This is a genomic window from Pontibacter pamirensis (genome assembly GCF_010015475.1).
Lineage (GTDB): Bacteria > Bacteroidota > Bacteroidia > Cytophagales > Hymenobacteraceae > Pontibacter > Pontibacter pamirensis.
In genome coordinates this window covers 26,941-39,126 of the sequence record NZ_SSNI01000012.1, presented here as the reverse complement: position 1 = coordinate 39,126, position 12,186 = coordinate 26,941, and the positions used below count along the sequence as shown (strand labels likewise).

Below are 12,186 nucleotides of genomic sequence, written 5' to 3'. Positions count from 1 at the left end.
CGTATGCGTAAACTATACTATAACCATACATTTTTCAGCCATGACACCAAAAGACGACAATATCATCACCAACTCAGACGAAAGCAAGCGCCTGCCGGACGAGAACCCCGAACCGCTAACAGGCATGAAGAAAGAAGAAACAGATATTGAGGAGAGAGGCTTTGAGGGCAAAGAAGAAGGGGGTAACGCAGCCGCCAAAAACGAGGAGGATACCCGTAAGTTGGACGGTAGCAACGCCAATACGCTCCGCACTAAATAAGACACTTTAAATACCTGCCTGCTCATGCATAAGCCCCGGCTAAAGAAAATTCTTTAGCCGGGGCTTATGCATGAGCAGGCACAGCGCTATAATCCTGCCGTTTAAAGCGGCAGCTATCCCAAAGCCTGCTTTTTTATGCTTGAAACATCACTTTAAATGAGTAAAAGTATTTGTTATTAAGAATGTTATTAGTAATATTAGAATATGTAAATACCTCTTAATGCCGCCGGTTATGGTCTTGTTTGACACTGAGTATATACATTTAGAATATTACGCGGCACACCACGTTTTGGTAAGCCAGTGGTACGGCGGGTGTAGCAGCCAGCAATACCGAGCAGCTGTTACCATTACGTCTCAATATATCAAAGACTTACGCATCCCGTTCGCTATCTCTGACAGGCGCCTACTCCCCCCGCTCCCCTGGGAGGACATTCAATGGACTGCTCAGGATTTCCTCCCGGAATTCTGCCAGCTTCCGCTCAAGCGCTTTGCCGCCATCAACTCCTTCGACGAAGTAGCGGCAGAACAGCTGGTTCATTTCCTGAATAGTAAGCAGTATCCCCTCCCTTTTGAGGCGCAGGTGTTCGAAGACCTGACCTCTGCCTATGAATGGCTGCTATCCGTAGAAGCATAGCTGCTTTACTTTGCTTCCGATGCCTCCTGCTGTATGCGCTCCAGAGTTTCGGTCAGTTGGTCGTATGGCTGATAACCCTGTGCCACCAGGTATAGCTTTTCTCCAGCCTCGCACACCACTGCAGGAAACCCGCTGATGCCCCATTTCTCTACCAGCTCAAACTCCTGTCGGGCCATGTCAGTATAATCTTTGTCTGTAAACTTCTTTTTGAAATCCTCCTCACTGGCGCCAAACTGCCTTACCACAGGCAGGTAGGTTTCTACCTCGTTCAGGTCTTTCCCCTCTACAAAGTGCACGTTCTGAATGGCAGCTGCCAGAAGTACCTGCTGCTCCGGAAACTGCTCCTTTAGTATCAGCAGGGCAATGGCAGGTGGTTCTGAATTGGTGATGTAGGTGCCTTTGTCCAGGATGTTTTCATGATAGGCCTGCGTTTGCTTTACGCCAGTTACCTGCTCCAGCTGCTTTGATGCTTGCCGGATATAGTTGGACATGCCGCTGATGGGCTGAACGTTACTGCCCCGTACCATACCGCCGCTCAGTACCACAAAGTTATAGTCTTGCCGGTGCGCTTTATACAGTTGCAGTATGACAGGGCTCATGCCATAACACCAGCCGCACAAGGCATCCTGAATATACAGTAGTGTTGCTTTCTTCACTTTATTTACTTTTTAAAAGGTGGTAAACCCTTAAACCTCCACCAGCGCCGAAGGTTTCGGCACAATTTCCAAAACAAAAGAAGGAGATACAAACAGCCATTCTCATCTTTCTGAAAAGCAGTACTGCCATTTGAAACGAATGCTGGTGTTGCTTTTCAGAAAAAGTAAAGCCACATTACATTTATACTATAGTGATTAATATGATGCCACAACTTATGCTGGCTTACGCCAATTAACGCTGCCATGCTCTACGCTATCCTAAAACTAATCTATAAGACGGGACTACAGGTGTTTTTCCACAGGTTTGAGGTACGCAACCACCACCTGATGCCTGACGAGGGGCCACTGTTAGTAGTTTCGAACCACCCGAACACATTTATGGACCCGATTGTGACAGCCTCGCTGCTGCGCCAGCCGGTATACTTTATTGCCAAAAGCACGGTGTTCGGCTCCGGGTTTCAGAGCTGGATGCTGCGCCAGATGCACCTGATTCCGATTCACCGCCGCGAGGACAACCCAGACCAGGCTGTAAGCAACGAAGAAGCCTTTGCCGCCAGCTTTGAGGCACTTCAGCGAAAGAAGACGCTGCTCATTTTCCCAGAAGGGAACAGCTTTAACCAGCGACGCCTGCGCAAGATAAAGACAGGCACGGCTCGCATAGCCCTGGGCGCTGAATCGGATGCTAACTATCGTTTAGGCATAAAGATATTGCCGGTAGGCCTCAACTATGCTGCCCCCACCCGCTTCCGGAGCGATGTGTTTGTTAACATAGGAGAGCCCATTATAGTAGCCGATTATGCCGCAGCCTTTCAGCAGGATGGGCAGGCGGCTGTACTGGCCCTGACAGAGGAGATCAGGCAGCGATTGGAGAGCCTCATCATCCACACCCCGACTGATGAGGAAGACGAGCTGGCCCGGCAGGTAGAGGCAATCTATAAAGAGCAGCTGGCAGCGGCTGCCCCTCCCGATGTACCAGCTCACGAACAGGATTTCCTGCTCACCAAAGCCATCGTGAAAAGCATCGGGTACTTCAGCCAGACAGCACCTGCCCGTGTACTGGCGCTAAAACAGAAGCTGAATAACTATATGCTGCAGCTGAAGCGCCTGCGCCTGCAGGATGCTGTGATGGGAAAGCAAAGCACCACCATACTGCAGCAAAGCCTGCTGAGCCTGCTTTACCTCGTCATGGGCTTCCCGGCATACCTCTATGGCTTGCTGCACAACTACATCCCCTATATTATTCCATCTAGGGTAGCCAGAGCCGTAACAAAGGAAGAAGAATGGTATGCGCCCATTATGCTGACGGTGGGCATTTTCACGTTTCCGTTATTTTACTTGATAGCAGGCTGGCTGGTAGTGGACCTATTGGACCTGACATGGCCATGGGCGCTTCTTTATTTCCTGAGCCTGCCCCTGAGCGGATTTTTTACCCTGCACTACTGGAAAACCTTACAGCACACACAGGAGCATTGGCTGCTGTTCCGGTTATTTACAAAGCGGCAGGACCTGATATCAGACTTAAGGCAGCAGCGGCAGGAGATTATAGCTGAGTTGGAAGGTGCTAAACAGGATTACCTGGAGGAGTCAAATATACTTTTAAAAGGCAAAGACTCATCATAATCCGCATCATTGTACTACTTATGGGTCGCTACTGTTCCTCCTCTTAACAATTTACTACTACTGTTGGCCTTGTAAATAGCTACAATCCCTTAATAATAAGTATTTATTGTACAAAATCCTGTCCTGCTTTCCTAAGAGTTCGTAAAAGCATATCTGAAGTTCAACAACTTAAGCAAGTTAACTTTTGAGCAAACAACAAAACTAAGGCTATGAAAAAGACATTCTTAAATATTTGTGCATCAACATTTGTGGTAGCAGGCTTATTGTCCAGCTGCACAACTACTGACACAACCACTGACGGTGTAGATACCACTGATGATTATGGCACGACGGCTGGTACAACAACTGGAACGATGACCACTGGCACTACCACAGTTGGCACAACAACTACTGGTGTAACAACAGGAACAACTACCACCGGCACGACCACTGGTGTGACAACAGGAACAACCACAGGTATGACGACTGGTACTACTACTGGAATGACAACTGGTACTACTACCGGTGTTACTACAGGTGTGACGACTGGTACTACTACCGGTACAACCACAGGTGTGACTACAGGAACGACTACCGGAATAACTACTGGTACAACAACAGGTGTTACTACAGGCACCACAACTGGTGTGACGACTGGTACTACTACCGGCACAACTGTAGGTACTACTACCGGCACAACTGTAGGTACTACGACCGGTACAACTGTAGGTACTACGACCAGTACAACCGTAGGTACTACTACTGTAGGAACAACTACTGTAGGGACAACAACTGCGGGTACCACAACTATGTAGTAGTGTGGCTATATGCAATATTTAACATGACATAAAAGCAAAAAGGCAAACACCATCAGGTCTTTGCCTTTTTGCTTTTAAACACTCTAGCATCGTAACGGATGAAGTACCTTGCTCTATATTTTCGTAAAGTTTTCACGGTGGACCTGCGTGCGCTGGCTATCATGCGGATTTGGCTGGCAGGTATTATCCTCATCGATCTTGCTATCAGAGCAACTGACCTGGAGGCACATTACTCCAACATGGGTGTGCTGCCACTGCATGTGCTGCACCAGCACCTGTGGCTGCCTCAGTTATTTTCTTTCCACATTATGAGTGGCTTGTGGCAGTTTCAGGCGGTACTGTTTGCCATAGCTGCTGTATTTGCCTTTTGCCTGCTGATAGGTTATAAAACAAGATTTGCAACTATAGCTAGCTGGCTCCTGCTGTTATCGCTGCAGAACCGGAACCTCGTGATAGGGCAGGGCGGAGATGACCTCCTTCGGATGCTCCTTTTCTGGGGTATATTTCTGCCTTGGGGCAGATTATATTCATACGATGCGACCAGGAAAGGTCAGCATCTTTCCCGTCCCTCCTCTGATACAACCTATTTTAGCGCCGCCACAGCAGCATATATCCTGCAGGTTGGGTTGGTTTACTTTAGCACCGCTTTACTTAAAAACTCTCCGGAGTGGCACACAGACGGCACAGCTCTCTATTATGCTCTGAGCCTGGACCAGATTCTGATGCCCGTGGGCAGACTCATTTATCCTTACCCGGAACTGCTGCGGGTGTTAACACTTTCTGCCTACTACACAGAGCTGTTACTACCCTTCCTGTTGCTCATCCCGGTTTACACTAACTTCTTCAGGATGGTGGTGGTAGGCGTATTGGTGAGCTTCCATGTTGGCATTAGCCTGACGCTGTTTGTCGGTTTGTTCTACCTCATCAACATTGCCTCTGTGGCTGGACTTCTTCCTCCTCCTGCTATGGATTGGATAGACAGGCGGCTTCTTTCCTCTTTCAGAAGGCCTAATACCGGCCATTTCAAAAAAGTATTTAAACGGCTCCGGCAGCCCGCCCTGCTGAGTATACAGGTAAAATTGAACCGCCCCCTGGTGCCAGTGCACTTGCTACCACAGCTCCGCAACGGTTTTGTTTCCGCAACACTGCTCTACTGCATCTGGTGGAACCTGAGCGGAACACACCTGCCGATACACAAGCTACCGAACAACAGCAGGTGGTTTGGCTATCTCCTGCGCCTGGACCAGCACTGGGGAATGTTTGCGCCGATTGTTTTCCGGGATGATGGCTGGTATATACTGGAAGGGCAAACAGCTACCGGCAAAGCCATTGACCTGAACCAACAGGGGAAGGAGGTAGACGATGTGAAGCCGGCCTCAGTCATGTCGCTGTTTAAGAACGACCGCTGGCGCAAGTACTCCGAGAACTATCTGTTTGTAAGCAACGCATATTTGCGTCCCTACTACTGTAACTACCTGATGCGCCGCTGGAACGAAAATCATCCAACGCAGCCAATTACGCAACTGCAGGTGGTATACATGAAAGAGCCTTCTCTACCAGATTACCAGGTGCCCATTCCCACGCGGGAAGTGCTTTGCATCTGTGCCAATGAGCCTGAAAGGTAGCCGGCGCAAGTGGTGCTTACTATCGAATTCTCTCTTTTCATCGTAAACAAGAAAACTATTCAGAAAACTAAAAACAGAAATTCTATGAAAAAGACATATGCTTTTATAGTGGCAGGAACTATGCTGATGAGCGGAGGTTTGATAAGCTGCACCGGCGAAAACACTACCGGCGTGGACACCGAAACTACTAACAACGAAGTGGACGGCCGCCTGAATGACCCGGAAGGCGGTGCTATAACGGAAGATAACATTAGCCCGCTGGACACGGCAAACAACCCTGGTGCTGACACCACCCTTGATTCTACCACTCCCCGCACTACTACACCTGCAACCGACAATGGCTTCTAGCAGAGTATAGTTATAGAAAATGCAAAGGGAGACACGAAATTGTGTCTCCCTTTGCATTTTTAAAGCGATGGCTTACGATTCGTCACTTAGGGCATGTCCTACGGCAGCGGCCACTAAACCACCCAGCAGATAGTACCCAACAGCCATGACCTGTGTTCTGGTTGTTTTGTTGCTTGGCTCTTCGCCCAGCCCCAGCGGCCCCGGCAGTAGTACTGCTCCTGCTCCGGCAGCAGCGCCTAATACAGCCCCGCGCCACCAGGCATCTTTGCCCGTGCCAGCCAGACTATAGTATAACGAATTAGAAACTATATCGCCTGCCAGAGCCCAAGTGTGCAGTTCATCCTTGTCCTGCGGGGGCTCCATATCTGCTTTCTGCATCAATTCAGAGATAGAGCGCATGCCCAGCACGTCCATGCGCGGGGCATCAGGCATCATCCTTCTCAGAGTTTCGTGCACTACCGTCACGACACAGGCACCTGCAAGGCCACCTGCAAAAGCTTTAATCATATTGTTCATTTTCTTCGGATTTATAGGTTTCTACTTTGGCTGCTTTACCCGTTATAGCCTTCTGCCGTCCATAAGGTTTCAGTTAGTGCTACTTCAGCACTTTTATCAAATCGGCTATCACTACGTCCTCTCCCTCCTTACGGGCATCTGTCGGGCTGTCGAACACCACCAGTACGTGCTCTTCATCAAAAACTGCAAGTCCTTCCGCTTTGTCTTTGCCAGATTGTTCATTTCTGCCATGCGGAACTTCTGCCAGGTGCTCCAGTTCGTTATTATGCACCATGGCCTCCTCCTCGTTCAGGAGCGCACCAGGCCATCGGTAAATAGCTATTACGCCATCCAGGTCCATAGTAGGGCCAGCCAGAATATAGATATCATCCCCGCAGGCGCGGAGTTCCCGTATGCCCTTGCCCCGCAGGTTCAGGAAGTGCTTTTTATACGGTCGGTTCTTCGTCAACTGCTTCAGGTGGAGCATGCCCTTTTCGTCTTCCTCCGTCTCTATCTCCAGAATCATAGCCCAGCCTCTGAGTACAGGCCCACGCAGGCCAATAAAGATGCGCTTACCACTGATTGTTAGTCCCTCCACATCAAAACCATTGTCTTTACCGGGTATGCGCATAAAAGGTGCAATGTGCTCATCGTGCTTTAGCACCTCCGTCAGAATGCTGCTGTCGCTGTCGCCGTGCAGTTGTGCCGCCCGCAGCATATGCCCCGGCTGTTCGGGGTCTTCACACTCTTTATGCAGCACGTAGTCTCCGGATGCTTTATCAATTAAGATAGGGATACGTGCCAGCAGGTACCGGTTAGGGTCGTTTTTCACCTTCGACAGGCGCTTCATCTGGTCTTCTATAGTATCGTGCCGGCGGGGCTTCTTACGCTTTAAACTGTGCGAGCCAACAATCCAGAGGTAGTTATCACCCATACCCATTCCTTCTATATCAATCTCGCTGTTGCCGGCGTCAGGCAGGTCGAGGTAGTTTGTCAGGTCAAAAGATTGGTGCCCGCCAAAGGAGCCATTATCGGAGAGGGAGAGGCGCTCAATGTTTGTGCTCTCATCACAACTTAGCCATAGATTATTCTCTGTCCGCAGCACAGTGGACAGGCCATCACGCACATGCTTCCCTTTAGGATTGATACATTGCTGCGGGTCAAACTGAAGCATTATTTTGTTAGTCATCAGCTTTTTTAAATTTATTTGAACGTAAACCTTTGTACGTAGCAGGCCTCCATCGGTATTTACAGATTTGCTGGCTGATAGCTTGCCGACCTGATGCAACCTAAAATAATTTTAGGTAAGACCGATCTTCCAAATTAAAAGAGCCGGACTAACAAGCCCGGCTCTTTTTGATTTAGTTGTCGCTTCTTATTGGGCGGCAACAAGATTATTTTACTCTTGCATCTACAGAAGAGCTTCCGGTTCTGGAAGAATTACTGCCGGAAGAACTACGGTTAGTAGCGTTATCATTCGAATTACTGCCTTTGTTTTCGTTCATCTTCTGCTGGGCAGTAGACGCAAGCTCGTTGGCTTTATTCTTAATTTTCTCTTTGTTTGCCTTAGACGTCAGTTTACTGGCTTTGTTCTTGAGCTTCTCTTTGTTTCCAGAATTCATTGCAATCCAACCTGCTCCCAGGGCAAGAATAGAACCACCCACTATTTTCTGAGTAGTTGTAAGGCCGTTGATTTTTTTAGCAATCGGGCCTGAGTACTGCTGCAGCTTGTTCTGAATGCTCTTCATGCTGTCCTTGCCTGATGTTGCCTGCTGGTTGCTTCTGCCCTGTGTAGACTGATTGCTGTTTGTGCTGCCTGATGCAGAGGCCCCTTGGTTAGATGTGTTGTTATTATTCTGCGCTGATTTATTATTCGAGTTGTTTTCCATGGTTTTAGTCATATTAAAGTTTAGTACAATTTAAGCACCCCTGGCATAGGTTTCGGATCATTCCGGTTTTTGCCAGGAGCCTAAATTAGTTTATCGTGTGTTTCCAGATATAGTTACACCCGGCGCTGAATTTTTGCCTTTCTGCAGCTTCGTTTACTTCATTTTGCATACTATACCAGCTGTCGTTGTTTTCAGTAATTGCATCAGGATAATTCAATATTCAGCTCCATACTGTTTAGAGTTCCATGGCTGCCAACCTGGCAAGTTGCTCCTGTGTCTCCTCCCAGTCTTCTATCTCCTTTTTCTGATGCGGCGCACGGGCTTTTTTGTAGAATTGCAGCAGATGCGTTTGTAGAGCAGGGGTCACGTGTTTGAACCCGGTATCTGCTAATTCTTCCAGCAGCTCAGCATAGGTTTCGTCTGTTAACTCATATTGCCCTGGCGCTATGGGCTTACCTGTATCCAGCTGCATATTCTCCAGAGTATGCTCTCCCTGCCCCCCTTGGTTTAACATGATGATATAATTATCTACTGTCGTGTTGAAGCTTTTCAGAAACAATTCCTCTGCCTCCGGAGTTGGTGGCTTGAAAGCAAGGGGGCGAAGCGGACCAATTTTAGGAAGCATTCTTATGATACAAGACAATATGCGGGTAAAAAACCCTGGCCGCTCGTAATCCCCTCCCCAATTCTCATGATACTTCGCCCTGCTCATGCGGTAGACGAACTTCCGGCGGGTTACTCCTGGCTGCGCCTCCTGTATGTCAGACTTTTTTGCCTGCCAGGCAGCTTTCGTGAGCCTGGGAAATAAGTTCCGGACGGTATAGCGGTAACTCCCGATGGCCAGCGGCAAATCCAGGAACACCTTGTTCAGTTCCAGCCCATATGTTTCCACAAAAGCCTGCTTCAGCACTTCTTCTGACACTTCAAACCCAATAAAATTCATGTATGCCTCCGGCGCAAAACCGCCCCGGGCAACCTGCAGTACATCAAAGCCGAATTCTGTTTTAATGTGAGCAATTGGATTCTCCTCGTACGTCACCGTATCGCCATGCTCCTCGCGGACTTCCGGATAAACCAGAGCCACTGCCTGGTTGGTGCCAATGGGGTGCCCGTAAATGTCTGCATTAAAGTGGGCCATAGTGCCCAGCGCGAAAGCATACTCATTTAAAGTTTCGGAGGCCTTTACCATGTTGAGCACAAAGTCGCCGCTGCGTACATAGTGGGTCAGGTTAGTAAAGAAGACACTGCCAAAGGGGTAATAGCCCATATCCTGCACAATAGAGCCGCCATAGGCAAAAGCATGCGCCTTCTGCAGTTCTTCTTCGGTGGCATCAGGAAACCTTCGCAGCAGGAGCGGCTTCAGGCTTTTCTCCCAGGCCGCATCAATTACTGCTTGATGCGCTAGGATGCCATAGCTATTAGCCGCAGGTGCAGTGGTTAACAGCATACAAAACGTGAGGGCGAGGCAGAAAAGCCTTTTATATATTTTTATATCCATATAGTATATATGACATATACGCTTCTCCTGCAAAAAGGTGTGGATTTAAAGGCTGTTCCTCATAGTATGCCTCTTCTTCCGGTACAGCATTACTTCCACCAGGCTGATACCCACCAGTAACCACAGTGCACCTAACAGGAAACCTGCCAATACATCGGACAGATAGTGTACCCCTAAATAAATCCGGCTGAAGCCTACCAGCAGAATCAGAATTGCCGCCAGCCAAAGCAGCAGTTGCCGCTGCGCATGCGTGTGGTAATGCCGGTACAGGAAGTAGGCCAGTATGCCATACAGCGCAATTGCTGTGGTGGCATGGCCACTCGGGAAAGAAAAGTGTTCTACAACATAATAGGCCACATCAGCGGGGCGCTCCCGGCTAATAAGGGTTTTGCCATACCTAGTAGAGAGCCCCACCCCGGCAAGCGTCAGCCAGAAAGCCAACAGCGCCACATAATTTCTGCGGTAAAGGAAAACAGCTGATACAACGCCACCTACCAGGAATACAGCCTCCCGCTCACCAAGTTGGGTGAATGTATAGAATACTATACTCAAGGCATCGGTGCGTGCATTGTAAAGCAGGAAGGTAAATTCTCTATCGACAGTCACGATCCAATCCATCTCTAGAACACTCTCGGTGAGGTGCGACAGAAGCACCATGTTCACCCCAAACGCCAACAGCACGAGCGTAAGCGGCAGCCCGACAAATACCTTCGTATTGAAACGGTTCACAACAAACTGCGACAGTTCAGGATAACGTTGCCGGAGCCGCAGCATAACAGGCTGATGCTTTAGCCAGACAACGGCTTGCTTGACATGACCGGTCAGGACGTTCTTCATAAGAATATATTGCTAACCGTATACGCAGGCTCTCCGGTTTGTTTGCTGATATTCTCTCTTGCCTATCTCATAGTAGCCGTACACCCCAAAAAAGAGCATCTCCACAACCTTGGCTACCTATATAAAGTACATATTTATATGAAGGGTAAAGATAACGTGTTTGACAAGATAATGCTCGTAATAGGGGTTCTCCTGCTGATACTATTCTGGGTACAGTTCCCTGCTATGCCCACAGTAGAGCAGCAACACTATGCCTCCTACATGACGCCTGCTGAAGAGACTAGTTCAACGTCTAAATGGACTTATTTAAAACCAGATAAGGCATTTTCTCCGGAAGAAGTAATCAGTATACAACTGCGTGCCCTGCAACAAAACGATCAAAGCGACAGTGGTGTTATCACGATGTTCAACTTTTCATCTCCAAAGAATAAACTACACATCGGCCCTCTCAACCACTTTCGTGTCCTCGTCCGGGACCCCGCGTACCGATCCATGTTAAACTTTAAAAATTACAAAACTGGCCAGCTAGTGGTTACTGACAACACAGCTTATCAGCTTGTCGTGATTGATAGCCGGGACGGTCGGGAGGAGGTATACATGTTTATACTTTCAAAACAGCGCAGGGGAAGCTACAAAGGCTGCTGGATGACCGAAGGCATTGCCCGCATGGAGCCAGGTGCAGAAATAAGCTTGATATAAGAAAATCGCGTTATCTACTTCAGGCTGCTTCTCAGCAGAGCATCATTCTACCTGTGCCCGAGTAAGAAAATTAGGAAGTCTTTCTTATTCATTGTATGCACATTTAGTTTGACTCTCCTAACTTTCTAACTCCCCAACTCTTCCAGGTTCAGCTCCATTTTAATATCGGCCCGCTGGTAGATGCTGGGTGGCATCGGCACTTCCACAAAACCAAGGCGGGTATAGAGGCTGAGGGCAGTGGTGAGTCTTCGGTTTGAAACCAGGTAGATTTTGCGGGCACCGGCTTTTCTTCCTCTCTCAATAATCCGCTCGCCTAAGAGCCTGCCAATATGAAGCCCCTGGGCCCGAGGCGTTACAGCCATCTTGGCCATTTCGTATACCCCTTCCTCTTCTTTCAGCAAGGCACAGGCACCAACAGGTTCTCCATGAAACAGCGCCATCAGGATGTGCCCTCCTTTGTTGATGATGTAATTCTGTGGATCACCCAGCGACTCCTCGTCGGCCTCCTCCATCACAAAGTACTTCGAAATCCACTCGTGATTCAGGTCATAGAACGCCTTTGCGTAGAAGGGGTTGAAATCTACAATCTGGATGGACGACGGCATAGTATAGTGCTGTGGCATTGTGGTAGCTGTTTAAGGTTTAACTGCAAATTTAACAGTTGGCTTTAAGCTTTCTAAATGCTCCTGCACATACAGAACTGCCATTCCCGTAGGCTGGCATCAACTTATAAGCGGAGGAGGCGTAGACACATGTTACCAAAATTCAAGATTACCCTAAGCTAAACCAGGCAATTACCGCTTTACTTTTTACAGGTGCTCACATAATG

14 protein-coding genes are annotated in these 12,186 nt (G+C 48.5%); 7 read left to right on the top strand and 7 right to left on the bottom strand.

What is annotated here, in order from left to right:
* Positions 1-40: 40 nt before the first annotated feature.
* The gene (locus tag E1919_RS11660) at positions 41-259 is read left to right on the top strand and encodes a hypothetical protein (protein ID WP_162053580.1); all 219 of its coding nucleotides are present in this window, start codon (positions 41-43) and stop codon (positions 257-259) included.
* Between the two features lie 232 nt (positions 260-491).
* The gene (locus E1919_RS11655) at positions 492-893 is read left to right on the top strand and encodes a hypothetical protein (RefSeq protein ID WP_162053579.1); all 402 of its coding nucleotides are present in this window, start codon (positions 492-494) and stop codon (positions 891-893) included.
* A 5-nt stretch (positions 894-898) separates the two neighbouring features.
* On the opposite strand, the gene E1919_RS11650 is transcribed toward E1919_RS11655, so the two are convergent.
* The gene (locus E1919_RS11650; protein ID WP_162053578.1) at positions 899-1,549 is read right to left on the bottom strand and encodes a DsbA family protein; all 651 of its coding nucleotides are present in this window, start codon (positions 1,547-1,549) and stop codon (positions 899-901) included.
* Positions 1,550-1,792: 243 nt separating this feature from the next.
* On the opposite strand from E1919_RS11650, the gene E1919_RS11645 reads away from it, so the two are divergent.
* The 4 genes from E1919_RS11645 to E1919_RS11630 all read left to right on the top strand — a co-directional run bounded on the left by E1919_RS11645 (position 1,793) and on the right by E1919_RS11630 (position 5,939).
* On the top strand, positions 1,793-3,169 hold the full coding sequence (locus E1919_RS11645; RefSeq protein WP_162053577.1) for a lysophospholipid acyltransferase family protein: 1,377 nt from the start codon (positions 1,793-1,795) through the stop codon (positions 3,167-3,169).
* Between the two features lie 209 nt (positions 3,170-3,378).
* Positions 3,379-3,963 carry a hypothetical protein gene (locus E1919_RS11640; protein WP_162053576.1) on the top strand — a complete coding sequence of 195 codons (585 nt, stop codon included), beginning with the start codon at positions 3,379-3,381 and terminating at the stop codon, positions 3,961-3,963.
* A gap of 101 nt (positions 3,964-4,064) precedes the next feature.
* Positions 4,065-5,591, top strand: a complete 1,527-nt coding sequence (locus tag E1919_RS11635; protein ID WP_162053575.1) for an HTTM domain-containing protein — start codon at positions 4,065-4,067, stop codon at positions 5,589-5,591.
* A gap of 84 nt (positions 5,592-5,675) precedes the next feature.
* A complete protein-coding gene (locus E1919_RS11630) occupies positions 5,676-5,939 on the top strand; it encodes a hypothetical protein (protein ID WP_162053574.1) in 264 nt (87 codons plus the stop codon).
* 72 nt (positions 5,940-6,011) lie between these two features.
* Here the strand turns inward: E1919_RS11630 and E1919_RS11625 are convergent, their stop codons facing one another.
* The 5 genes from E1919_RS11625 to E1919_RS11605 form a co-directional block, all read right to left on the bottom strand.
* A complete protein-coding gene (locus E1919_RS11625) occupies positions 6,012-6,446 on the bottom strand; it encodes a hypothetical protein (RefSeq protein WP_237144298.1) in 435 nt (144 codons plus the stop codon).
* Between the two features lie 88 nt (positions 6,447-6,534).
* Positions 6,535-7,623 carry a DUF3616 domain-containing protein gene (locus tag E1919_RS11620; protein ID WP_162053572.1) on the bottom strand — a complete coding sequence of 363 codons (1,089 nt, stop codon included), beginning with the start codon at positions 7,621-7,623 and terminating at the stop codon, positions 6,535-6,537.
* A gap of 205 nt (positions 7,624-7,828) precedes the next feature.
* Complete coding sequence (locus tag E1919_RS11615; RefSeq protein ID WP_162053571.1) at positions 7,829-8,323, bottom strand: hypothetical protein; 495 nt, start codon at positions 8,321-8,323, stop codon at positions 7,829-7,831.
* A 235-nt stretch (positions 8,324-8,558) separates the two neighbouring features.
* A complete protein-coding gene (locus E1919_RS11610) occupies positions 8,559-9,770 on the bottom strand; it encodes a zinc dependent phospholipase C family protein (protein WP_162053570.1) in 1,212 nt (403 codons plus the stop codon).
* 96 nt (positions 9,771-9,866) lie between these two features.
* Positions 9,867-10,658: a phosphatase PAP2 family protein gene (locus E1919_RS11605; RefSeq protein WP_162053569.1), complete on the bottom strand. Its 792-nt coding sequence runs from the start codon at positions 10,656-10,658 to the stop codon at positions 9,867-9,869.
* Positions 10,659-10,796: 138 nt separating this feature from the next.
* Between E1919_RS11605 and E1919_RS11600 the strand changes: the two genes are divergently transcribed.
* Positions 10,797-11,357 (top strand): DUF4864 domain-containing protein, encoded by a 561-nt coding sequence (locus E1919_RS11600; protein WP_162053568.1) that lies wholly within the window; start codon positions 10,797-10,799, stop codon positions 11,355-11,357.
* A 125-nt stretch (positions 11,358-11,482) separates the two neighbouring features.
* Here E1919_RS11600 and E1919_RS11595 read toward each other — a convergent pair whose 3' ends face one another.
* Positions 11,483-11,980: a GNAT family N-acetyltransferase gene (locus E1919_RS11595; protein WP_237144296.1), complete on the bottom strand. Its 498-nt coding sequence runs from the start codon at positions 11,978-11,980 to the stop codon at positions 11,483-11,485.
* Between the last annotated feature and the right edge of the window lie 206 nt (positions 11,981-12,186).